At 35.4% G+C, this 24,677-nt stretch carries 24 protein-coding genes and 1 tRNA gene; 16 read left to right on the forward strand and 9 right to left on the reverse strand.

What is annotated here, in order from left to right:
* Positions 1–54: 54 nt before the first annotated feature.
* Positions 55–504, reverse strand: coding sequence for a retropepsin-like aspartic protease (locus ACFSTE_RS07465; RefSeq protein ID WP_378257294.1), 450 nt, complete (start codon positions 502–504; stop codon positions 55–57).
* A gap of 138 nt (positions 505–642) precedes the next feature.
* Between ACFSTE_RS07465 and ACFSTE_RS07470 the strand changes: the two genes are divergently transcribed.
* The 11 genes from ACFSTE_RS07470 to ACFSTE_RS07520 all read left to right on the forward strand — a co-directional run bounded on the left by ACFSTE_RS07470 (position 643) and on the right by ACFSTE_RS07520 (position 8,676).
* Positions 643–1,011, forward strand: coding sequence for a hypothetical protein (locus ACFSTE_RS07470; RefSeq protein ID WP_378257292.1), 369 nt, complete (start codon positions 643–645; stop codon positions 1,009–1,011).
* Between the two features lie 202 nt (positions 1,012–1,213).
* On the forward strand, positions 1,214–2,002 hold the full coding sequence (locus tag ACFSTE_RS07475) for a TatD family hydrolase (RefSeq protein ID WP_176028587.1): 789 nt from the start codon (positions 1,214–1,216) through the stop codon (positions 2,000–2,002).
* 14 nt (positions 2,003–2,016) lie between these two features.
* The gene (locus tag ACFSTE_RS07480; protein WP_378257290.1) at positions 2,017–3,051 is read left to right on the forward strand and encodes an asparaginase; all 1,035 of its coding nucleotides are present in this window, start codon (positions 2,017–2,019) and stop codon (positions 3,049–3,051) included.
* Between the two features lie 62 nt (positions 3,052–3,113).
* A tRNA-Ser gene (locus ACFSTE_RS07485) sits at positions 3,114–3,201 on the forward strand.
* An 86-nt stretch (positions 3,202–3,287) separates the two neighbouring features.
* Positions 3,288–4,088 carry a MotA/TolQ/ExbB proton channel family protein gene (locus ACFSTE_RS07490; protein WP_176028589.1) on the forward strand — a complete coding sequence of 267 codons (801 nt, stop codon included), beginning with the start codon at positions 3,288–3,290 and terminating at the stop codon, positions 4,086–4,088.
* A 111-nt stretch (positions 4,089–4,199) separates the two neighbouring features.
* Positions 4,200–4,670, forward strand: a complete 471-nt coding sequence (locus tag ACFSTE_RS07495) for a hypothetical protein (RefSeq protein ID WP_176028590.1) — start codon at positions 4,200–4,202, stop codon at positions 4,668–4,670.
* 1 nt (position 4,671) lies between these two features.
* Positions 4,672–5,280 (forward strand): ExbD/TolR family protein, encoded by a 609-nt coding sequence (locus ACFSTE_RS07500; protein WP_378257287.1) that lies wholly within the window; start codon positions 4,672–4,674, stop codon positions 5,278–5,280.
* 23 nt (positions 5,281–5,303) lie between these two features.
* Positions 5,304–5,789 carry an ExbD/TolR family protein gene (locus ACFSTE_RS07505; protein WP_176028592.1) on the forward strand — a complete coding sequence of 162 codons (486 nt, stop codon included), beginning with the start codon at positions 5,304–5,306 and terminating at the stop codon, positions 5,787–5,789.
* Between the two features lie 490 nt (positions 5,790–6,279).
* A complete protein-coding gene (locus tag ACFSTE_RS07510) occupies positions 6,280–6,888 on the forward strand; it encodes an ExbD/TolR family protein (protein ID WP_176028593.1) in 609 nt (202 codons plus the stop codon).
* A gap of 4 nt (positions 6,889–6,892) precedes the next feature.
* Entirely contained in the window at positions 6,893–7,375 is a 483-nt protein-coding gene (locus tag ACFSTE_RS07515) for an ExbD/TolR family protein (RefSeq protein WP_176028594.1), read from the forward strand.
* A 596-nt stretch (positions 7,376–7,971) separates the two neighbouring features.
* Entirely contained in the window at positions 7,972–8,676 is a 705-nt protein-coding gene (locus ACFSTE_RS07520; protein ID WP_176028595.1) for a porin family protein, read from the forward strand.
* On the opposite strand, the gene ACFSTE_RS07525 is transcribed toward ACFSTE_RS07520, so the two are convergent.
* From ACFSTE_RS07525 to ACFSTE_RS07550, 6 genes are all read right to left on the reverse strand, one after another.
* Positions 8,671–9,276 carry a hypothetical protein gene (locus tag ACFSTE_RS07525; RefSeq protein WP_176028596.1) on the reverse strand — a complete coding sequence of 202 codons (606 nt, stop codon included), beginning with the start codon at positions 9,274–9,276 and terminating at the stop codon, positions 8,671–8,673. The genes ACFSTE_RS07520 and ACFSTE_RS07525 overlap by 6 nt on opposite strands.
* Complete coding sequence (gene rpoN / locus ACFSTE_RS07530) at positions 9,276–10,736, reverse strand: RNA polymerase factor sigma-54 (RefSeq protein ID WP_176028597.1); 1,461 nt, start codon at positions 10,734–10,736, stop codon at positions 9,276–9,278. The genes ACFSTE_RS07525 and rpoN overlap by 1 nt, the downstream gene beginning before the upstream one ends.
* 369 nt (positions 10,737–11,105) lie before the next feature.
* Positions 11,106–11,744 carry a response regulator transcription factor gene (locus ACFSTE_RS07535; RefSeq protein ID WP_176028598.1) on the reverse strand — a complete coding sequence of 213 codons (639 nt, stop codon included), beginning with the start codon at positions 11,742–11,744 and terminating at the stop codon, positions 11,106–11,108.
* A gap of 297 nt (positions 11,745–12,041) precedes the next feature.
* Complete coding sequence (locus ACFSTE_RS07540; protein WP_378257282.1) at positions 12,042–12,824, reverse strand: sensor histidine kinase; 783 nt, start codon at positions 12,822–12,824, stop codon at positions 12,042–12,044.
* A gap of 649 nt (positions 12,825–13,473) precedes the next feature.
* Positions 13,474–14,214 carry a hypothetical protein gene (locus ACFSTE_RS07545; RefSeq protein ID WP_378257278.1) on the reverse strand — a complete coding sequence of 247 codons (741 nt, stop codon included), beginning with the start codon at positions 14,212–14,214 and terminating at the stop codon, positions 13,474–13,476.
* 904 nt (positions 14,215–15,118) lie between these two features.
* A complete protein-coding gene (locus ACFSTE_RS07550) occupies positions 15,119–16,066 on the reverse strand; it encodes a hypothetical protein (protein WP_378257274.1) in 948 nt (315 codons plus the stop codon).
* A 1,196-nt stretch (positions 16,067–17,262) separates the two neighbouring features.
* On the opposite strand from ACFSTE_RS07550, the gene tssD (ACFSTE_RS07555) reads away from it, so the two are divergent.
* From tssD (ACFSTE_RS07555) to tssD (ACFSTE_RS07575), 5 genes are all read left to right on the forward strand, one after another.
* Entirely contained in the window at positions 17,263–19,029 is a 1,767-nt protein-coding gene (gene tssD / locus ACFSTE_RS07555; RefSeq protein WP_378257271.1) for a type VI secretion system tube protein TssD, read from the forward strand.
* A 5-nt stretch (positions 19,030–19,034) separates the two neighbouring features.
* On the forward strand, positions 19,035–19,616 hold the full coding sequence (locus tag ACFSTE_RS07560; protein WP_378257269.1) for a toxin-antitoxin system YwqK family antitoxin: 582 nt from the start codon (positions 19,035–19,037) through the stop codon (positions 19,614–19,616).
* A gap of 123 nt (positions 19,617–19,739) precedes the next feature.
* The gene (locus ACFSTE_RS07565) at positions 19,740–20,024 is read left to right on the forward strand and encodes a hypothetical protein (RefSeq protein ID WP_378257267.1); all 285 of its coding nucleotides are present in this window, start codon (positions 19,740–19,742) and stop codon (positions 20,022–20,024) included.
* A 13-nt stretch (positions 20,025–20,037) separates the two neighbouring features.
* The gene (locus ACFSTE_RS07570) at positions 20,038–20,292 is read left to right on the forward strand and encodes a hypothetical protein (RefSeq protein WP_378257265.1); all 255 of its coding nucleotides are present in this window, start codon (positions 20,038–20,040) and stop codon (positions 20,290–20,292) included.
* 230 nt (positions 20,293–20,522) lie between these two features.
* On the forward strand, positions 20,523–20,756 hold the full coding sequence (tssD, locus tag ACFSTE_RS07575; protein ID WP_378257263.1) for a type VI secretion system tube protein TssD: 234 nt from the start codon (positions 20,523–20,525) through the stop codon (positions 20,754–20,756).
* 84 nt (positions 20,757–20,840) lie between these two features.
* Here tssD (ACFSTE_RS07575) and ACFSTE_RS07580 read toward each other — a convergent pair whose 3' ends face one another.
* On the reverse strand, positions 20,841–22,259 hold the full coding sequence (locus tag ACFSTE_RS07580; protein WP_378258952.1) for an SDR family oxidoreductase: 1,419 nt from the start codon (positions 22,257–22,259) through the stop codon (positions 20,841–20,843).
* A gap of 767 nt (positions 22,260–23,026) precedes the next feature.
* Positions 23,027–24,628, reverse strand: coding sequence for a phosphodiester glycosidase family protein (locus tag ACFSTE_RS07585; RefSeq protein ID WP_378257261.1), 1,602 nt, complete (start codon positions 24,626–24,628; stop codon positions 23,027–23,029).
* Positions 24,629–24,677 lie beyond the last annotated feature (49 nt).

Raw genomic sequence — 24,677 nt, forward strand, 5'->3', positions numbered from 1 at the left:
AAAATAAAGCTGCTTTTAATCAGTTAGTTAGTTGGTTTTTGTAATAGTCTTTTGTTACTTTTTTCGGTTTTTTAGATAGAGGCATTGGTTTTCATAATCAATAATTGCCTTTCCTTTTTTTAAAATATCAGCGCCTATAATTCCATCTACTGTTTTGGCACCGTGATTTTGTAATGCTTCATTTACATGTGTAAGATCAAACAATACAAGAGGGATATTTGTTTTTTTCCAAGTGCCGATATGAAGGGTGTTTTTTTTAGATAATTGTGTGTGTATATCTATAGCTCCTGCTCCTGCTGCTTTTACATCGCTTTCTTCACTGGTAAGGTGAAATTTTTCAATTCCTTCAAATCCTACGCAGGAATTAGAAGCTCCGGTATCTAAAATGAAATCTCCTTCAATCCCGTTGAAAGAAGCTTTTATTTCAAAGTGATTTGTTTTAGTGTATGATAATGGGATTCGGGTATAGGATTTTTGGATCAGTAACCTCCGGAGTGTTGTCATAAATATAAAGCTAAATGAATGACAAAAATACTATAAAAAGAAGATAAAACAGCGAGCAATGATATGTGGGGTAGTGTTAGCATGTGATGTAGTATGTTGAATCCTTTGTAGTAGTGTTAATTTTTCTTAAAAAAGAAGATGTTTTCTAAAAGTAGTATTAAAAAAATAGGGTGTATTGGGAGTGAGCTGTTGTTGAGTAGAAAAAGAATTGTAAAAATAAAAAATGGTATGGTGGAAGTTGAAATCGTAGAAGAAGATGCAATTCGGCAATTGAAATTTCCGGAATATGAAGTTTTAGGATGTATTTGCGATGAAAATAATCGTTTTTTACAGTTAAAAAGAGCAGCTTTTCTGGGTAAAGTAGAGCGGTACAAAGTAGAAATTTTATTTGCAGATGATGAAGGGATTAAGAAAGTAAGAGCTGTGGTATGGGGAGTGACAAAAAAGGTTGTCATACTAAGCTCATTTGTGAGTATTCCTTTAAAAAGAATTATTGATATTATATAAGGTATAAGCCGGTTTTATAGATGGGGTATTATTGAGAGGTCACTTGGTGTTTTTAGTTTACTAAACTTTTTTCATAAGAAACAGGAAGTTAAATGATCTCGATAAAATACTATAAAATCGGCTTTTTTATCGTTGTTTTTAAACTATTATGAAGCATAGAAAAAGCAATGGTGGCTAATTAAATTTGGTTACTTTTGCCTTCATGATACTTACAGATACGCACACACATATTTACAGTGAATCTTTTAATGAAGATCAGGACGAAATGATGGAACGAGCAATTTCGTCCGGAGTGTCACGTTTTTTTGTTCCTGCAATTGATTCTGCTTATACAGAAGCGATGTATGCAGTAGAGGAAAAATATCCAGAGCAGGTCTTTTTGATGATGGGATTACATCCTACTCATGTCAAAGAAAATTACGAAGATGAATTGGCACATGTAGAAGAAGAAGTAAAAAAAAGAAGTGAATCATCCTCTTCAAAACGTTTCTATGCCATAGGAGAAATAGGGATTGATTTGTATTGGGATAAGACCTTTCTGAAGCAGCAACAAGATGCATTTCGAAGGCAGATACAATTAGCGAAAAAATACGGATTGCCAATCGTTATTCATGGAAGAGATGCTTTTGATGAGATTTTTGAAATTTTAGAAGAAGAAAAAGGAGAAAAACTAAGAGGTATTTTTCATTGCTTTTCGGGAACCTTGGAACAAGCTAAAAAAGCGATCTCTTATAATATGAAACTGGGTATAGGAGGAGTTGTTACTTTTAAAAACGGGAAGATAGATAGGTTTCTGGATCAGATTGCATTGACAGATCTTGTTCTGGAGACAGATGCTCCGTATCTGGCACCAACTCCATACAGAGGAAAAAGAAATGAAAGTGCGTATGTGTTGCATGTGGCAAAAAAGCTATCTTCAATTTACGGCATATCAGAAGAAGAAATAGCAGAAATTACTACTGCGAATTCAAAAGAAGTTTTTGGAATATAAAATTAATTTAGATTATGGGGGCTACACCAAAAATATTGCTGGTATACACAGGGGGAACCATTGGTATGGTGAAAGATTTTGAAACAGGAGCGTTGGTTGCTTTTGATTTTGATGAGTTGTTATTGAGGATTCCCGAATTGACACAATTGGAATGTGTGATAGAAACGATTAGTTTCGAGGAACCTATTGATTCTTCGGATATGAATGTAGCGAGGTGGAAGGATTTAGGAGGGATTATTAATAGGAAATATGAAGACTATGATGGATTTGTTGTGCTCCATGGAAGCGATACGATGTCTTATACAGCATCTGCGATTAGTTTTATGTTTGAAAATTTAACAAAACCGATCATCTTTACAGGGTCTCAGCTGCCGATAGGGGATTTGAGAACTGATGCAAAGGAAAACCTGATTACAGCTATTCAGATCGCAGCATTACAAGAAAAAGGCAAGCCGGTAATTACAGAAGTAGGTTTGTATTTTGAGTATAAATTATTGAGAGCAAACAGAACAACCAAAATAAATGCAGAGCATTTCGAAGCTTTTCAGTCTCCTAATTATCCGCCACTGGTAGAGTCAGGAGTTCATCTGAAAATAAATAGCTCCTTTTTGAGGAAACCCAACCGAAGAAAAAAAATGATCTATCATACCCATTTTGATAACGATGTGGTTATTCTGAAAATGTTTCCCGGAATTAATGAGAATATCGTAACAGGTATTCTTTCTTCTGATCTGATAAAAGGAGTGATTTTGGAGACGTACGGTTCTGGTAATACCACCACTAAAAAATGGTTTATCGAGGCGTTGACAGCTTTTATAAAAATGGGAAAACCGGTGATAAATGTTACGCAATGTGCAGGAGGAAGTGTCGAAATGGGTAAGTATAATACCAGTGTAGCGCTAAAAAAAGCAGGAGTTATTTCAGGAAATGACATCACAACAGAAGCAGCTATCGCAAAATTGATGTATTTACTGGGAGAAAATTTACCTCCTAAAGTCCTAAAAACCATCTATGAAACTTCTGTAAGAGGGGAAATGTCCGAAAATTAACTCATTAAATTTCATTAGTTAACATTTTTTTTGTTATTTGCTCACCGTTTTAAGAAAAAACTAGAGAGGTGGCCGAGTGGTCGAAGGCGCACGCCTGGAAAGTGTGTATACGTCAAAAGCGTATCGAGGGTTCGAATCCCTTCCTCTCTGCATTATTATTAAATTTTTAAGAGAGTTTATAATATTTTTTTATCTTTAACCCTTTATTTAACTAATTAAAATTAAGAATCAGCGCAATGAAAAGACTATTCTCTATTCTGGCAATCGCAGCAGTAATGGCGTTTGGAAACGTGAAAGCAGCTACTGTACCTGCTCAGTTATTATCAACTAATGTGCAATTATTTGCTCCTATAACTACCACTACTACAGTACAAGAAGATGCAGCTCCTGCAAAAGAAGAATTATCCTTCCACCAAGAAATCAAAAAGCGTTTCATCGAAGGAGGTCCTGAATTTATGGGGATTGTATTGTTATGTTTAATTCTAGGTCTTGCAATTGCAATCGAAAGAATTATATTTTTGAATCTTTCTACTACCAACACGAAGAAATTACAGCAAAACGTTGAAGATGCGTTAAATAGCGGTGGAGTAGAAGCTGCAAAAGAGGTGTGTAGAAATACAAAAGGACCGATCGCTTCTATTTACTACCAAGGGTTAGATAGAGCAGACGAAAGTATTGATGCTGCAGAAAAAGCAGTTGTAGCTTACGGAGGTGTTCAAATGGGACAGCTAGAAAAGAACGTTTCTTGGGTATCATTATTTATCGCATTGGCACCGATGCTTGGGTTCATGGGAACTGTAATCGGGATGATTCAGGCATTCGATAAGATTGAAGCAGCTGGAGATATGCAGCCATCGCTTGTAGCAGGAGGTATTAAAGTAGCACTTCTTACTACAGTATTCGGACTTATTGTTGCTATTATCTTACAGATATTTTATAACTACATTGTAGCAAAAATCGATAGTATTGTGAACAACATGGAAGATGCGTCAATCACGTTAATCGATATGTTGGTAGCTTATAAAAACAAAAAATAATAAGCATTTTCTATCAAGTGCACATCAGCTAACCACTGATGTCGAAAAAAGAAAATAATTATTATTCATCAGGTTTGAGAATTATTCATTCCTAAATTAAAAAATAGTCACATGAAAATTTCAAAAATACTATCATATGTAGTTCTTGCTGTTGGAGCTTTGGGAATTATCCTTTGGTTCGTAATGAACGGTAAGATTGGAGATTTAATGGCAGAGAGCGGGGTTTCTGAAGCACGTGATCTTTCATTAGAAGCTGCGAGTTCTGCAGTAAGTCCACTATATAACCTGACACTTGTAATCTTTATCATTGTTGTTGTTGTTACCTTAATTGCAGTATTCTCTGCATTAGCTAAAAACCCAGCCGGATTAAAAAAGACGGCTATTGGTCTTGTATCTTTCCTTTTAGTAGTAGGAATTGGATATGGATTAGCTCAGGGAGTTGAAACTCCGTTGAAAGATGGAGAAGTACTTTCTGCAGGAGGTTCTAGATGGGTAGGAGCAGGATTGTATGTATTCTACTTCCTGTCAGCAATAGCAGTAGGATTAATGGTTGTTTCAGGTATCAAAAAATTAATAAAGTAATATGGCAAAGAGAGCAGCACCAGAAGTAAATGCAGGATCGATGGCAGATATTGCATTCCTACTTCTTATATTTTTCCTGGTTACCACAACGATCGAAACCGATAGTGGTATCAGCAGGAAGCTTCCACCGCCACAGGAAGAAGATGTTGAACCACCTGTATTAAAGCAAAAAAATATTTTTGTAGTAGAGGTGAATAAAAACAATGACCTGTTGGTAGAAGAGGAGCCAATGGAATTGAAGGATTTACGTGCGGCAGCCATCAAATTTTTAGATAACGGAGGAGGAGCAGGAAATGATGCTTGTTCATACTGTAGAGGAGAAAAAGATCCATCTTCTTCTGATAATCCTGAAAAAGCCGTAATATCACTACGTAATAATCGTGAGACAAGTTATAAAACCTATATCGCTGTTCAGAATGAATTGGTAGCAGCATATACAGAATTACGTAACAGAGAAGCTCAGCGATTATTCGGTAAGACTTTTGTCCAAATGGAAAAAGATCTTAAAGATGTGAACTATCCTGGAAGTAAAGAAAAATTAAAGGATGATATCAAAAAAGTACAATTGTTATTTCCTGAAAAACTTTCAGAAGCAGAACCAAAGAAATAAATTAATAACATAAAAAATAGATTATGTCTAAGTTTAAAAAGAAAAAAAGTGGTGAATTGCCAGCTATTTCTACAGCATCTTTGCCAGATATCGTATTTATGTTATTATTCTTCTTTATGGTGGCTACTGTAATGCGTCAAAACACATTGATGATTGACAATAAATTACCGTCAGCAGATCAAATAGAGAAGTTAGATAAAAAAGATTTGGTTATGTACATCTATGCAGGAAAGCCAAGTGCTAGATATCGTGCTAGTGCAGGTAATCAGGCAAGAGTACAGTTAAATGATAAGTTTGCTGAAGTAGACGAAATTAAAGCGTTTATACTTGCAGAAAGAGCTTCTAAAAGAGAGGAATTGCTTCCTTTCCTTACTACAGCCCTAAAAGTTGATGGAGATACTAATATGGGGTTAGTAGGAGATATTAAAAAAGAATTGAGAGATGTTCAAGCACTTAAAATTAACTACACCACCAGAACAGGTAGTGCTACAGATAATTTAAAAAAGTAAGAATATTCTATTCTAATCATAAGTATTTTCAAAAAACCTGACCTTTTTGGTCAGGTTTTTTTTTATTCCATTGTTTTTTTAAGAATTAAAAATACGGTATGGCATGACAATTGTTACTGTATATATGTAAAGATTTCCTATAATCTTTCACTTTAATCTTTATTCATTATTGCCCATGGGGGTAAACCTGTTAATCAGGTATGGGCAATAAGAATATGGATTTTTTTTCATCGTTATTATATCAATATCTAACAATCCAAACGCTAAGTGATATTGAGTATACGTTTTATTCGCGAGTTTTCCTCCAATGAACGAATAGTATATGCATTATGGTAATAATGTATATAAATTTAGTAGCTAACGTTCGATGATTTTCTCTCCCTTATGCTGTCGGACATAAAATAGCTATACTGTTTTAGACATATAATGATTGTATCACTTCTGATTCGATGAAAGCCACATTATGAGTATTAATTAAATCTATATAATTATGGCTAGACGATTAGCACCAGAAGTAAATGCAGGCTCGATGGCTGATATTGCATTTTTATTATTGATCTTTTTCTTAGTGACCACTACTATAGAAACTGATGTAGGAATTAGCAGGAAACTACCACCTTTGCTGGAAAAGCCTCCGCAAGATATTCATATTAAAGAACGTAATCTTTTCAGGGTGGAGATTAACAAAGACAACCAGTTATTGGTAGAGGAGCAAATGATGGATGTTAAAGGATTGAAAGAAGCAGCTGTTGCTTTTTTAGACAATGGGGGAGCAGGGGTATCCTCATGTACGTATTGTATGGGAAATAGAGATCATAATTTATCAGACAGCCCCGAAAAGGCAGTGATCTCTTTGGTTAATGATCGTGAAACAAGTTATGAGATGTATATCGCGGTTCAGAATGAACTGCTGGCAGCATATACGAGTTTACGAAATAGGGAAGCTAGGCGTAAATACGGAATCTCATATGAAGAAATGCTCACGTTGTATAAAGAAGCTAGTGATTCGAATAATAAAGGGCAGTTAAAAGCACAATTAACCGCTATCCGAGCGATGTATCCAGAGAAATTATCAGAAGCAGAACCCGTAAAACAATAAGAATATGTCCAAGTTTAATAAAAAGAAAAAAGGAGGAATTCCATCAATATCTACTGCTTCATTACCAGATATCGTTTTTATGTTGTTGTTCTTTTTTATGGTAGCAACAACAATGCGGCAAAATACGCTTATGGTAGCGAATAAATTACCAATAGCTGATCAGGTAGAGAAATTAGAGAAAAAAGATCTGGTCATCTATATTTATGCCGGGAAACCAAGTAGCAGATATCAATCCAATGCAGGAACAGAGGGAAGAGTTCAATTGAATGATAAGTTTGCTAGTTTGGAAGATATCCAATCCTACGTGCTGGCAGAGCGGAATAAAATGAGAGAAGAATTAGTTCCTTTTCAGGTGACTGCCTTAAAAATAGATGGTCAAACAAATATGGGATTGGTTGGTGATATTAAAAAAGAGCTGAGGGCTGTACAGGCGTTAAAGGTTAATTATACAACACGGACCGGAGCGCTGTCAGATGTCTTTCACTGATGAATAAATGTCCTGTAATTTGCAACAAAAGGTTTCCCCTTTAGGGGAAGCTTTTTGATTGTTTGTAGGGCTTGTATTTAAAGATAAGACCAATGGGTGTAATTCTCTCAAAGCTTGCTTTGAAATTTAAAATCTGTTTTAAATAAATGCTCCGAGGTGACTTACTGTTGTAACGACTTAATTCGTTATGTGTTACTCTCGTGTTTATATATCTAGGCTTGCTTTGTATGTGTATATGTCAGCATAGTTGCTCCTGTCAATTTTAAGCAGTATAGGTGTTGTTTGAAGAATATAAAGTATTTTAGTGCTTTGGGATTATTAGTCAACCTTGATAAAAAGATTTCGCAGGTTGTTTTGATCTGTAGTACGCATTAGGGTTTTATAATGAAGTACGAAAATTCGATCAGGTATGATGTTTTATCAAATTAAGTATAGTCGTACTATGTTTAATCTGAGAAATATAACAAAGTGATATATTGTAAAATAGTTTTTCTAATACATAATCCGAATTAGAGCTTTTATCAGTACGGTTTCATGGATAGAAATTACTTTGTAGTGTATAGGTGATTACTACTAGAAAAATAAATTATAAAAAAGTGAGATACTCTTTGTTGTTTTTTGGGATTCTTTGTTGCTGGGAAGCAGCTTTTGGTCAATTAGATACCATACAGGAGGAAAGTATAGTACTGGATTCTTTATATAGAGAAGATCAGTTTTATGTTGGAGCAACAATGAACTTACTTTTTAATACTCCTGATGGAATAGAGCAATCTGGGTTTTCAGGAGGGCTTCATTTAGGCTATATGAGAGATATGCCTGTAAATAAGAAGCGAAACGTAGCGATAGCTTTAGGGCTTGGATATTCTTTTAATACGTATAATCAAAACTTGTATATCGGAGAAGAAACGACTGCTGAAAAAACAATATTTAGCTCCTTATCAGGGGTACGGTATGGTTCTAATCGATTTGTAACACATTTGGTAGAGGCACCATTAGAATTTCGATGGAGAACCTCTACAGCAGCTTCTCATAAGTTTTATCGTATCTACACGGGAATTCGAATGGGGTATTTGTATCATTTTACATCCAGATATGAAAATAATGGGAGTATTGTAAAACAAAATAAGGTGGAAGAAGTCAATCCCTGGCGTATAGGAACTTCCTTTGCTTTTGGGTGGAATACCTTTAATTTTTATGTGTATTACAGCTTAAACCCGCTTTTTAAAAATGCTGTAATGGATGATGGACAATCTCTGGAGATGAATACTTGTAAGATCGGACTTATGTTTTATATTTTATAACCAGAAATTGACCAGGATCAGCTGAGGCAGCATTCCTATAGATATGCCCAGAATGAGTTCTGTATGGGTGTGTGCCTTATAAATAAGACGAGAGGTGGCCAGTGCCCCATTTCCAATAAATAGCAGACCAATTAAAGTGGTGATGTTAATTCCGAAATGAACACTCAATGCAATAGTAAACATGGTGATGCTACTGATACCAATCATATGCAAACTTGCTTTTATATTAAACAAAACAATAAAAGTAGCACTAATCGCTGATATCAGAGCTCCCAGAAAAAAGAAGTACAGTTCCGGGAATGTAGGTGCATCGATAATAATTTTAATGACCAGCAACAAGATAAAAGACTGCAATATTAGTGGAATCTTTCGTTGATTGACTGTTGCGAGGTGAAAGGAGTCCAGTAAGCCGAGATTTTTCAGCGAAAAAAAAAGGATAACAGGAATACACACAGTCATAATAAACAGCCCGATCAGTTTAGCCTGTACAAGTTCAAAGGCAAAGAAACGAGGGGTGTTGCTAAAATAAATAATAGCGCCCAGTATAGGCATTATAATGGGGTGTAGGATATAGGAAAAACTTTTTAGCAATGCATTCATTAGATTTTCTTTCTTAAACGCGCGACAGGAATATCAAGTTGCTCTCTGTATTTGGCTACTGTTCTTCTGGCGATAGGGTATCCTTTTTCTTTCAGAATTTTAGCAAGTTTCTCATCGGTCAGCGGTTTCTTCTTATCCTCTTCGGCAATAGTAATTTCCAGTATTTTTTTGATTTCTCTGGTAGAGACTTCTTCTCCCTGATCGTTGGTCATCGATTCAGAAAAGAATTCCTTTATCAACTTAGTTCCATACGGAGTATCTACATACTTACTATTCGCTACCCGGGATACAGTACTGACATCCATATGAATCTCATCTGCAATGTCCTTAAGGATCATAGGTTTTAGATTCCGTTCATCTCCCGAAAGAAAATAATCTTTTTGGTAATGCATAATGGCACTCATGGTTACGAACAGTGTCTGTTGTCGTTGTTTTACAGCATCGATAAACCACTTGGCGGCATCAAGTTTCTGTTTGATAAAGAGTACGGCATCTTTTTGTGTCTTTGATTTTTCATTACTGGCTTTATATGCCTGTAGCATATTGTTATATTCTCTGGATACATGTAACTCCGGAGCATTGCGACCGTTTAGTGTCAGCTCTAATTCGTCGTCAATAATTCGTATCGTAAAATCAGGAATAACCTGCTCGATAACTTTATTGTTTCCGGCATAAGCTCCTCCGGGTTTGGGATTGAGATGTTCAATTTCTTCAATAGCTTCTTTTAGCTGTTCTTCGGTGACATCAAATTTATTGAGTAGTTTATCATAGTGCTTTTTGCTAAAATGATCAAATGAAGAATCCAGAATAAGTGTTGCCAGCTTGATCGGAATGGTGGTCTCTTTTCTTCGTAATTGGATTAAGAGGCACTCCTGTAGATCCCTGGCACCAACACCCACCGGATCTAATTGGTGTACAATTTTTAAGACTTCTTCTATTTCTTCTTCTGTAGTATATACATTTTGGGTAAATGCCAGATCGTCGAGAATATCAGGGACAGAACGTCGGATATAGCCACTCTCATCAATACTCCCAACCAAAAATACCGCGATATTTCTTTTTTGTTCTGACAGGCGATAGGTATTTAATTGATTGATCAGATGCTGATGGAAGGTCGTTCCTGATGCATAGGGAACTGTTTTTTCTTCATCATCCGCACTGTAATTATTAGAGCTCAATCGATAACTTGGGATCTCATCATCACTAAGATACTCATCGATATTGATTTCGGTTTCAATTTTTTCGGTTCCAAAATCTTCTTCTGCACTATTTTCATTGCTAAAGGTATCTTCAAACTCATCTCCTTTATCCTTGCCACTATCCAAAGCAGGATTTTCTTCCATTTCCTGTTTTAGCCGTTGTTCAAATGCCTGCGTAGGCAATTGAATCAATTTCATTAATTGAATCTGCTGTGGAGATAACTTCTGAGAAAGTTTAAAATTTAATTGTTGTTTTAGCATAAAAAATACAAATCTGTGGCTACCTACAAAAATACATAAAATGATGCGTATTTTATACCGGTAATCAATGGTTATATGATATGCCAGGTGTTTTTACTGTCAGGATAAAATGGCTGGCGTTAGTTCTTGATCGTTCCTGTCAGTCTTGTTTTTACTCCATAATGGGGATGTAAATACTTCAGGGCTTATTAGCCTCAGAATACAAGGGTTGTTTCAAGTGAATGTCTTACAGGTTTCTTTTATAGTTACTTCCTCAGCACCTAAAAACAAGCTCTTTATACAGGGGTTTCGATTGGATAACGCAATAAGCGCGCCAAAAATATACAATCAGGGTAAAAAAAATTAAAAGAAAAGGGAATCCAGTAATTTTTAAGGGGTAAATATCTTGTTTTTGATAGCGTATATAACCAATCCTGTTCTGTTTTTTAAGTGTAGTTTTTCGAAAATAGCATCGCGATATCCCTCGATCGTTTTAGGACTAAGACACATCATATTGGCAATTTCTTTATACGTTCTTTCTGTACAGGCATGCTTGATAAATTCAATTTCCCGGTCTTTGAGAATAACAGAAGCTTCTTTTTTAGGATTTAATGAGTTGATCAGCAAATTAGTTACGTCCTTAGTGTGGTAGTAACCGGTCTCTATAACTTCTTCCAGCGCATGTTCCAGAATGCTTTTTTCGGTGTCCTTGAGGAGGTATCCTTTGGCTCCGGCGCGAAGCATTTTGAGAATCGTTTTTTCATCTTCTTCTACAGAAAGAGCCAGTACATTAACCTGTGGATATTCTTCCCGGATAATGGCAGTGGTTTCAATCCCATTCATAATAGGCATGTTGATATCCATCAGTACAATATCAGGAATGTTTTTGGGATCTTTAAAACGAGTGAGTAGCTCTTTCCCATTCTTGCATACATATAAGGTTTTGAACTTGTCAAAATCTGCCACAAGACCTGCTAATGCTTGTGATAGTAATATGTGATCTTCTACAATGACAACTGAATATTTCATCTGTATATTTTTATAGTTTGTTATCCGATCATCGAGATTACATGTTTCGGGAATTGCCCCGAAGTGGTTTACGTACGATCGGCACATTTTTTATCTATGTCAAAAGGTTCCTCATTAGTGCCTATGAGGGATATTCAAATCAGAATGGGAATACATACCGTTTTACTAAAATTATAAGTGAACCATTGGAGGTCTAAACCTGGGTGTCCGGAGTTAATCCTTTTTCTGTGTAATGCTTCGTGCACTTGCACCGAACAGGCTTTCCTTTATAATTTTAAAAAGATTAATGCCGGTATGTCATGCTTCCATTCCTGCAATTGGTTTTTTGTAATAATACGTTAGTAATATGGCTGTTCCTTCTCCTTCTCTGGAGTGCAATTTCACTACAGCATTGATTAATTTACCTCTACTTTGCATATTCAGCAATCCGATTCCTTGCCTGGGGGAAGCGGTATGCTGATTGAATCCAATTCCATTATCCCGGGCTTTGATTTCCAGCCGATCTGTCTTATAGTGTACCAGGACATTTAGTTCATCGGCTTTGGAATGCTTAATGGTATTGGAAAAGAACTCCTGTAATATCCTAAAGATAATAATTTCTGCTTTGCCGTCAATCAATCGAAGCTCACCTTCTACGTTCATAGTTGCAGCAATAAACTGAAGTCGGTTAAATCGTTCGATCTCCAGTGATAAAGCCTCTGTTAAGCTGAGATTTTTGATCGCATCCGGATTAATGAGTTTGGACAACGCTCTTAATTCTTTCAGGCTTTTGCTGATGGTATCCGTAACTTCAGGCAATCGCTCAGGATCATCCTGAGCGATATTTACCTGAATTTTAGCCAATGTCAATAACTGACCAATATTATCATGGAGTTCCCAGCTGATATTGCGCAGGGTTTCCTCCCGAATTTCAATCTGCGTTTCTGCCAATGCTTTTTCAAAGGCTTTTTTGGCAGCAGCCTGTTGTTCTAAGAGACTGTTCTTTCGCTTTTGAAAAATCAAAAACAAAAAGATAATCAAAACGACCAGTACAATTAAGATAATACTGGCAATTAATATAGCTGTTTCTTGCTGCTGCATATAAATCCAATAATAAAACAGATATTCATAATAATGGTAAGAACAATATTTATTAAAAATAAGATAGAAATTCCAGGAAGATCCGCGTAATAGTTTCTAACCACTCTAAACGGAATATTTCCAACAAAAAAGATTAATAGTCCTACGCTAATCCAGAAGAGTAAATATCTATTTATGTTGAGTACTTTTTCTGAATTTAGTAATTCTACAAAGTAGAAACCTATTGTAATCAGCATTAAGCTCGCACCGATAATGTGCGGAATTGTTTGGAATTCTATAAGGTAATTTTCATAAAAACCATTAATGAAAAAAGCTATTAAATAAATCAATAAAAAATATTTGATATACTGTTTAAGTTTTATGTTTTTAATTGTTTTTTTATAGATGATAAATAAGAAAAGAAAATTAATGATATGATATATGTTGTATATCAGTGCGTTAAATCTAGATATGAAATCAGCAATAAAGATCCCTAATAATTCGTTTAAAAAAGTATACCATAATAAAAAAGAAAAGAATTTTAAAATGCTGTTTTTGTATTTATAAAAATAGAAAGAACTAAAAATAGCGGATACAAATTGTATAAAAGTTCCTATATTTAATAAGCTAATTAAAAATTCTTTACTAAGATCCATTTATTTCTTTAAATTTAGTTGCTATTTCCTCTTGGTGGAGAACCATTTAATTCATTCCCAATTAAACTATTACTATTTCTGGATAATGTACGAAGCTTAAAAAAGCTTGCTGCTTGTTTATTGGAATGACTGGTATGGATAGCTCCGGTTCGATTATCTGTCCCAATGGCATCTTTGAGCAATACCATTTTAAAATTGTCATCTAATGTGTATCCCAGATGTGCGATTTCTTCTTCTCCGTTTACAGTTATTTTCTTTTCTACCGTCGGGGTAAAAAACAGGGATTGACGTCCGGCATAATCATCTTTCTTATGTCTTTTATAGTCATCCGAATAAATCCCAAAATAAAAGCGAACCCCGGATGGTGTGATATTGGCTTTTTTGGATTGCCTTCGGATGTATCCTAGGTAGTGGTATAAATCATCTAGTTTATAATATAGAGATCGGGTAGCTTTAAAATCCGGTTTGTCCAATCGGTTGGCTACCTCTTTACTGATTTTTTTACTCCTTGGACTATATAGGTGATACATTTTTTCTGCTTGTTCCAGGCTGATAATATTACTGGGAGGCTCTTTTCTGTTTTCTCCTAATGCCTCTTTGAGACGGGCGATCTCCTGTTGCTGAGCTTCAATTTTTTCTTTGTACTTTTTGATCACTGCATCATTCCCTGAAGTGTCCTGATTACACGCCCCCAAACTGATAAGCATCAAAGCTGCCAAACTGTACAGGCGCATTGGTAAAAGTAGTTTTTTCATAATGTGTAAAATTTGATTAGAAAGTTTATTGTTTTTGTACACACGGTGAGGGGTTAAGCTCATCATGTGGTGTTAATACCATTTACACTTTAAATCTACTGGAATAAAATGTTCTTTTTTCATCTCAGTTTCAGAATAAAAATAAACCGTAGTGCTGCTATGCTTGATTTTTTTTTCTTCACTGAAACAAAAAAATAATAATTTTCTTTGTCAGTACATTCAAAATACAAAAGGTATAAGACCATTCTGCTTTGAAATTTTAATAGGTAATCTCAAAACGAAAATGGTATCATTTTCCCGTGGTTGATTTCCTCAACCTTTTTATTGAATTTCTCATTGGGCTTTCTGAGAGACCATACCGCTGTTTTTATTAAAAAACAAGAAATACAGGTGATAATAGTGCCTGTTATCAATAGCTGTATTCCGTGTATGGATGCTATATTCAATGAACTAAAAATAGAACTATTACCGAATTAATAAAAATGAAAAGAAATAATAAAACGATTTTTATGTGTTTAATCGTTTGGAACATAAGTAAAAACAATAAGTAGTCAAAGGATGGTAACATAGGCGTGCAGCTTGTTTTTAGGGGGAAAAAACCCTTTTAGGAAAAGGGGTATTAACTAGTAAAAAAGTACAAGGTTTTCTGTAGGCTATTTTTGATGATACAGTCATTCCCGGAATTAGATGAATTGCAAAACCCAATTGATTAACAGGGTGATTGCTTTTATTACTATTAGTAAGGTCGTGGTCATTTTTATTGTGATCTTTCTTTTTGTAGGTATATGTACAGCTAAGTCTTATTGTTACCCGGTTTTTTTATTTTTTTATAACTCCCTCCCGATAATAGAGAGGGAGTTTTATAAGATTTAATCTTGAAAATGAATTGGTGTTCTTATTATTGTTAGATGTCTTTCCCTAAAGGAGGGGAAGAACCTAATTCATTCATTATACTACTGCTTTGGTTGTCTCCGGTTTTATGGGATGGTACGGATAAGGTGTTTTGAGAAAAATCCAGGATCACCTTAGTACTCTCTATAATAGAATAGGAGATTGTCTGCTTGTTTTTTCCACCGGTTTCTGTAGGGGCAAAGAACAAGGTTTGATGATTGGCCATGGCTCCCATTTCAGGTGTATTGTCATAGACTCCGAATACAACCTGAACACCATCTAAAGTAATCTGGTTGTCAGCGGCTTGTTGCTGCAGGTAATCGAGATAGGCACTAAAAATTCCTTTTTTGTAAAAACAAATACGAGTATCATGCGGTACCTGATCAGTAATAGGAGCTACCTTGGTATCATAGTACCGATTGTATTGCGCAACAGTTTCTGCTGTGGATACTAATCCTGATGTTCCCAGGACTAAAGATGTTTCGGTTTCAGTATCTGGACTGGCAATAAGGCTATAGTTATCATAAGGATCCGTATGCAAAAAACGAAGTTGTTGCTGTTCTATGGTAAAGGCTCTGTGACTTCCGGATTGCGAATCAAAGGTCATAGGAGCAATTAGTACAGTACGTTGTCCCTGCGCATTGGCACCTAGTAAGAACGAAAGTTTGGTTATCGGGATCTGGTATTGTGCCGCTATTTGATCCATTCGATTCAGATGCTGACGTAATTGCCCGATATCAAACCATACACTTCTGTTTTCTTCAGTGGCGGTTTTACGGGGAGCTATCCGGGTGGTGTAAAAATTGTTGTACTCTGTAGTTGCTTTATCCAATGAGATCATGTGCTCAGGAGGAGATACATTAGCGGTTTCTGCAGTAGAGGCTTCTTGTTCACAACTGCTGAGTGTGATGGTTGCGACCACAGCAAAAAAAGCCTGTCGCGTACGGTGTGAAGTTTTCATAATAATAGGTTTTAGATACGATAGGTACAGCTACAAAAAAGAAGGAATTCCTTATCCCATTTACACATTCCATCTGCCGGAGTAAAATGTTTTTTGATCTCAGTTTCAGAAAAAAATCAACCGTAGCATTGCTGTGCATGATTTTTGCCGGTAAACGCAACATACAAATGGTATTCCTTTTTTTGAAAAACCTGCTTCCATCAGTAATTATTGAGTATAAAGCTATTTTATTCAATAGCGCTGACAAACAGGAGAGAAAAGGAGGGAAGCTGTTTTTATAGTATTGTGTTGATAATGAGGGTTTTATTAATAGTAAAACTTACTGAAACTACTGCAAATAGGGGAATCTTCCCGATAGAGAGGAGGGGAAATTTCCCCCTGAAAATATAAGAAGTATCTGATGTCATTTACGTGCTCCATCTACTGGAATAGAATGTTCTTTTCTATCTCAGTTTCAGAATAACAATCAACCATAGCCCTGTTATGCTTGATTTTCTTTGTTCGTACATTCGAAATACAAATGATATTAATGCCAGATTAACACGCTGTTTTTAAGTATTATTGAGCTCGACAAAAAGTAATCTCCACAGCTGTATACAGTAAACAAGGAGGCGACCCCCTCCGGCTATGGGGTCTAGCCCAGCAAAAAGTATTTCGAAGCATTAAATTAATATTTCAAAGGCTTCCGGGACGGGTTCTGAGCCTTGCTGCTAATAGCTGTTTGCCCAAAATAATAGAAAAAAGGGCGTTTATTAAGGGGGTGCTGCCCAAAACTGTGGATAGACAAGGATTAAATGAATGTTTCGATTGATTAAAAGCATTCTTCGAAGCAGTTCGGGAACGCTTCGAACGCGTGCTATAAGGAGTTCTAAGGAGTATCAGCACCCATCGCCCCCCCCTATAAGACAGGCTATAAGAGGACTGCGATGGGGGTCACCCCTGTCTAAGTGTGTGTGTCTTTTTTTGGTATCAAACACTGCTTTTATCCCCTTACGTACTTCTTCTTCTTAACAAGTAGCTATTAACCAGGATCATTTCCAATAACTAAAATACGCTTTATATACTGGGCATCAATACACTATTTACTGAAGCTACTGCAAAAAGATGGATACTGTTGTATACAGTATTATATGATTGGTTATATTGTGCTATCAATATAACCAACAAAATGAATACAAACACAAATCATCAACAGTATGGGCTTTAAAGCCGAATTAGAACTAGACAATAAGGTATATCCGCTATTGCTCTGTGATTATGAGTTCTCACAGACAGCAGATCATACAGGGCGACCGAATCCCTATATTACTGCGGGGATTATCGATATTCGGGTTCCTATGAGCCGGGACGATGTATTAGTGGATTGGGTATTGCAACCTTCTTTAATGAAGAAAGGAACCATCACCATCTATAAATACGATTTGAGTGCCGTAGAAACGACTATTAATTTCTATAATGCATATGGATTACACTACCACCTAGCATTTGATGCCAATTCGGCACAAACTGCCTATATCGATTTTAGAATCAGTGCGGGAGAATTACATCTTAATGAGCTGATCCATGAGAATAGATGGAACCCGGAGAGACATCAGGCGGTAGTGACACCGAGGGAAACGCGTGAGAAAGAACCACCTACAGAAGAATCAGTACCACTTTCTTTTATCGCATCTCTGAGAAAACCCGATTCATATCAAGGAACATTTGGTTTTGACTGGATGCGAGAAGAATATACACATATCTGCGAAAACTATAATGCGCTAAAAAAAGAATATAACCCGATCACCATTTATGGTCAAACATATTTCGTTCCGGGGTTAAATATGTTCCCAAAACAAGAAGGAGTAACATTAAAACTAGAGATTGAGATATTAGAAGGTACTGCTACAGATACTGATATGATACGATTACCTGCGACAAAAGGAATACGTTTTGAACCAGAAGAAATAGCAGTATCCAATGCTCACAATCAAGAAATAAAGGTATACTGTGATAATCCATTAACCAAAGATGTATATATCGAATTATCAGACCAACAAGATCGTATTGTAGGTAAGATTGCTGTGTTTAGAAATGCGAATCACTCCCAATTACATTTCGACATTACCCCTGTTCGAATCCTAAGAAATATAGCTACCGAAAGTGATAAAGAGATAATAAATAAGCAGATCGATATTAAAGGCACCATAACCCAAAAAGATGGCACCCTGCAAAAGGTTGCAGGTTGGGGAACTAAAGACCAAGGTCTGGAAGCAGATATCAAACAACTAGAACACTACCTAAATACCAATTCCTTAAACCAGGCATCATTACAATGTACTATTGGTAAGGTTTATGATGTTATTATTGACGAGAAGCAATGGATCAAACACCAGTTAATAACAGAAGCCGGGTGTCTGTTTATAGGAAATTTGCTTAGTGATTTTAATAACGCTTTTAAATCACAGCATCCCGAAGCCTATAAAAAAAGAGGGATCACAATGTATATCTCCCCATTAAACCATACTACTGATGGAGGCGAAGAAGGAGCAGGAGGCTATGGCAACCTCGGAGATATCGACGCAAAGGGATTAGTAGTGTTTAAATCTAATTTATGGGATAAAACAACATTTGCCCATGAAATAGCACATGTAGCTGGACTAGAGCATTCGTTTAAGGAAAAGGATGATTTAAATGAAAAAAGACTAACTTCTTATAATGAATATATAATTCAGGTAGATGCTCGAATAAATTATCTTTTTAAGAAAAAAGCACCTAAAAAGCAAATTAGAGAAGAATGGCAAGAATATAAAGATGATTACAAAGATGCTAGAAGTAAATTAAATGTTCATTATAGAAATCTTCATAAATTTAAACAAGGCAAAACTGAGAATTTTATGGATTACTATACTACTAGAAAGACCTTTTGGAAATTTCAATGGGAAGCCTTACAAGATGATATCGTTAAATTTTATAAATCATAATAAAGATGAAAATAAGGTATATATTTTTTTTGCTCCTGTTTTTGGTAACTTCTTTTAGTTTCTTAGAAGCTCAAATAAAAGAAATTAAAAAACCTATAATTCCAACATCTTCTCATAAGCTATTAAAGCAAAACGAACGAGGAATTACTATCTACAAAAGAAAGTCTGATAATCATCTATTAAATTCTACATATGAAGTATGCAAAACAAATTTAAATACAAATACAGATATAGTTAATAGTTATTATTTTTCTGGTTTGTGTGAAAAAGGCACTTTCAACAAAGGGTATAAAGATGGTTTTTGGAAAACCACCTACAACAATAAATTGGTAAAAACCGCAAACTGGAATAAAGGATTGATTATGGGCAAGTATCGGGTTTATAACACTGTAGGTACATTATTATATCAAACCAATTTTGGCACACTAGGCAATGGTAAGTACAAAGATTATTTTTATAAAACAGGCACATTAAAACAAGAAGGAGATTATAAAAACGGTAAAAAACAAGGAGCATGGTGTAGCTATGACCAGAAAGGTACACTCCTAGAAACAACCATCTATAATCAAGGGATAATCACCCAATAAAAAAACGAGTGCTTTTTTATAGTTAGCTTTATCCTATATCATACCTAGCTATAGATAAAGATGATCCTCTGTTACACCTACAAAAAATAGCAGCAACAAATGTTACTATAATTTCAATAGAAAATGGAAAATCAATTATTCTTCTATGATCTTTTTATCAGTGTTCTGGGGATTGTATTATTCCTCTATTATTTATATAAAATAATTACAACAATAAAAGGCTCTTATAAGAGTGTTTCTAACAGGTCTGATATTGTAGCTTTTATAAAAAAAGCAGATAAGGTCGTTATTGACCTGCTAGAGGTGACATTTAGATCACAAGTGAATCAAAAAGAGAGCTTTGATTTTACATTTTTCGAAAACGAAATCATTCCTGAAACGGAAAAGCCTAATATATATAGAATATAAGAACAGAGGTGTTGTGAGTTTTAAGTATAGAGACAAGGAATATCACCAGCTTATCCGGGCAGATAATATCCCGGAAAAATCAGTACTCATTCATTTTTATAAGCAGAGACAAACCTACCTCTATATCGATAAGACAGATGTGTCAAAGAGATATCTAGACTTGTTTTTTTTAGAAAAAGCAACCAATAGAGCCTTTATTGCTAATGGGGTAGAAGAAATTAATCTGGATACTTATGATCTGGAGATCAAGTATCGCATATATGGCTGATATCTTTAAGTTAAATTAATCTATAATTACTCTTAGACAGAGTTCAGTTTACACCCTCCCTCAATGGTAAGCATAATATATAATAGCACGATTTTAAAAAAAATGTTTTAAGTGATAGCTTGCTTACATTCTTAATAGGCTTTGTTATATCCTCTCTTGGTACTTATTGGTCGGGGAGCATTCCCTGACTTGGAAGGATGTATTAGTGGATTGGGTATTCATCTTCTTTAGTGAAGAAAGGAACCATCACCCTCTATAAATACGATTTGAGTGCTATAGAAACGACGATCCATTTCTATAATGCATATAGATTACACCACTACTTAGGATTTAATGCCGAATCGGCACAGTCTGCCTATATCGATTTTAGAATCAGTGTGGGAGAATTATATCTTAATGAGCTGATCCATGAGAATAGCTGGAACCCGGAGAGGCATCAGGCAATAGTGACGCCGATATATTAAAATATACTAGAATACGTTTTTTGCGCTTTTACAGAAACAAAAAACGTATTTTTATTCGCTTGTAAATCCAAAATACAAATGGTATTATTTTTTGGTCAAGGCATTGATCAACCCTTTAAAAACGAATAGATGAAAAGGAGCAACTGCAAACCAGTAGAGACGTCCCCATATTCCTTTAGGACGAAATACGGCACGTTGATACAATTTGTTTTTAGCAATCTTAAATTCGAGCCAGGCTTCTCCGGGCAGTTTCATTTCGGCAAATAGGAGTAGTCGCTTTTGAGATTTGTCAGCAAGAATCACGCGCCAGAAATCCAGGGGATCTCCCGGTTCCAGATAAGTGCTATGTGTGCGTCCTCTTCGGAGACCAACCCCTCCGAATAGCTTATCGATGATTCCTCGTAGTTTCCATAATGAATTATAACGATACCAGCCATTCTTTCCTCCGATAGTCCATATTTTATGTAGGGTATAGGTTTCATCTATTACAGGAGCCACCTGTAAATCTTTAAAACATCCAAAATGAGGAACCTGAATATGAGTGGCTAGCTGATCCTTAAACACGCCACTGCTGATAGCATCTTTCCAGCTGGAAATTACGGCATTTTGTGCTATTTTCTGAAATGCCAGTGCTACTGCTTCCTTATAGGAGATAGGGTGTATATCTAATAGTTGATTAATAGTACTGGGTCGGGCAATAACAGGAACTTTCATACTGTCTACTAAGGCTTGTGCCAGATTAAAAGAAGTCGTGGTGACGAAATATAACCAATACGAAGACAGCCTTGGTGTAAGGACAGGAAGGATGAAAATAAAGCGGCGTAATCCCCGAACAGCGGCAAATTGTAATAACATCTCTTTGTAGGTTAGGATTTCCGGACCACAAATATCAAAGGATGTATTATACGTTTCTTCTCGGGCAATAGCTTTTTCTAAAAAACTCAATACATCTCGTATAGCAATAGGTTGCGTTTTGGTATGTAGCCATTTGGGAGCTACCATTAGCGGGAGCTTTTCTACAATATCCCTGATGATTTCAAAAGAAGCACTGCCACTGCCTACAATAATGCCAGCCCTAAATGTAGTGAGCGCATACTGATCGGATTGCAATGCCTTCTCCACAGCAAAACGAGATTGCAAATGTTTGGAAAGCGAAGATTCATTGACAATACCACTGAGATAAATAAGTTGTAGGCAATCTGTTGCTTCTAATAGTTTTTTGAAATAGGTAGCACATTGTAATTCGAGCTGTTGGAAATCTGTGGCACTACTTGCCATAGAATGAATCAAATAATAAGCAATGTCTATATCTGAAGGAAAGGTAACCGCCGCAGGTCTTAGAAAGTCTATTTTTATAAATTCAATGTGATCTCTAGACTCAATTTCGTCAGGAATTCGTTGTAAGTCCCGAACGCAACATACCAGTTGATGTCCTTGATCTAATAAACGAAGTACTAACCGCTTTGCGATGTATCCTGTAGTTCCGGTAATAAGAATTTTCACACGTCTAATTTTTAATAGTTTACTGATAGTTACTGATACCATTTACATTTTTACATCTACTGGAATAAAATCGTACTTTTCTTTTTCTGTAAATTCAAAATACAAATGGTAGTATAAAATTTCTTACTGTTCGTTTCATTTATTTATACTATCCCCTTTTAGAGGTCATATAAAATCCACCTGAAATACCTCAGTAGTGATTAATCTAATGGTGTATCCCATATAATCGCTATTATAGAGATACAAGCTATAGGGTGAGATAATGATTTTTAATTCGAGCAAAGTGCTGAGGTATATCAGCTAACTGAAAATATAAGATACAAAAAATAGAGAGGATATAAAAATATATCCGTTATGCCAGAATAATGTATTGGGATTTCATAATGAAGTAGCTTTTTTCTTTAGTGAAGAAAAAAATACCATTTCAATAGCTGTTATTCATAAAGAGCATGTCTTTATAGGTAAGGGGGATGAATATAAAACAGCAACAATCTTATTCCTCTTTTGGGAATGTAGCTACTACCACTGTAATAAGAGTGGATAGTTGTTTTAATTATTGTATCTTTCAACTGTAAAGTGTGGTGGGAATCAATAATTTGATTGGCATTATACTAAATGTTAAAGAGAGGTCCTGAATTTTACTTAAAACTAACAATCCACAATTAATTTAAATTAAAATAATATCAGGATTCCTCTCTAAAACTAAGATTGCCCCCATTTTTCCTTGATAGCTAGACGTTAGCAGATACGATGTATAGATCCATTGTTTATTCGGTTATTAGAATAGCATCTCCCACTTCCCTTTCTCCTGAGATGTCTGATGATTTTCCCGTTTTTCTATTTTTAATAACCATCATACTGGAGCCTCCTCCATCCAGGTTAAAGGCCGTTGTACAACCTAATTGTTTAAACAATGTCGACATTTCTGTAATGGAGGCACCTGCTGTAATTGTGGGTTGCCTCCCATAGACTACAACTATATAAACGTCGTTATTCTTAATTCCAATGGCAGTTCTTGGATGTCTTCTGACAACCCACCCATGATAAAACCCTTTTCTATTGTTTTGGGCGTCATCAGAAATAGATGATTTGTCTTTTTTGTCGACAAAATCATCAGAGACCTTGAAGTTTTGAAATTGGGTTTCGAAACCTTCTTTAAACCTGGCATGAGGGTCAATTTTACCATTATCCAATAAGATAGGACCTCCATTTATTAAGTAGATACCATTTTTTAATTTAATTTCTTTTTGATCGGTAAATACTTTTGTTTCTACCCGAATAGTTTGATTTTTAGCGATGAGGGAATCTAATTCTTCAATATAACTACCTGTGGCTTGTATAAGGTATCCTTTTTCCGGAATTTCACCTCCTCTATATGTATTTTTGGAAATTACTTTTCCTTCTTCATTAATAATAAACTCGATACCTTCTCCTTGAATACTCTTTTTTCCAAATTGCTTATTAAAAAGAATTATTTCATTGGGGTTGTTACATACAAAATCGTGAATCGGAATTCTCGATCTTACCGAGTCTATTTGATTTCCGCAGTTTAATACTTTACCTGCCTCTCTATTTATCCCGTGAATTAAAAAAGAAGTGTCATTAATAAATAGTCGTAATCGCGTAGTTACATTTTTCGCTATTGAAACTTTTTTGGGCGTATTATTGTCTATAACCAGGGCACTTCTTCCATTAGTAGCCTCACTTACTAATTCACCGTTTATAACAGAAATACCGGCTGGTTCTCCATCGACTCCAACAGTATTGTTCCAGGCAAAAAAACCACCATTAATAGCAGCTAAGGCATTATTTTTTTTAGAAATATCAGTTACATATGCTTTCTCCTTGATTACATTTTTCCCTAAAGCAGAAGATATATTCCCTTTAAAACTAGTTAAATCTATTTTTAAAATACTTAATAGAAAAGGACCAGAGGTTGGTTTATTGTCTTCAGCTGTATGCCTTACGGTCATTTGTATGCCTTCTGATTTGAGCTCCTGTTCTTTTTTTTGAACATCCTTGATATTTTCGAATTTTCCAACCCGGACAATGTTTCCGAGAAATTCACCATGTGGTCCTTTTTCAGCTGGTTCTTCTATCCATGAAATGGTTCCTTTCTCTTTTAACTTTTTAAGTAAGTCTTTTTCTGTTTTTTCTGAAATAGCTCCCGAAGAAAGAACAAAATAATCTTTCGGAGAGGGACTCCCCCGCTGAATTTGATAGAAAAATAATCCTTCTGCTAATTTTTTGTAACTGACTTGCTGGTTTAATCCTTTTCTGCCTATGGCTAAATCGGGAATTTTAGAGTCATTAGATACATTCGAGCAGGCGTATAGTGTGAATAAGATGTAATATGCTAATTTTTTCATTGATTCATAAATACTATGTGTTATGATTATTAAGAGAAAGTTTAGAGAA

The sequence above is a fragment of the Aquimarina hainanensis genome (assembly GCF_042684685.1).
GTDB classification, from domain to species: domain Bacteria; phylum Bacteroidota; class Bacteroidia; order Flavobacteriales; family Flavobacteriaceae; genus Aquimarina; species Aquimarina hainanensis.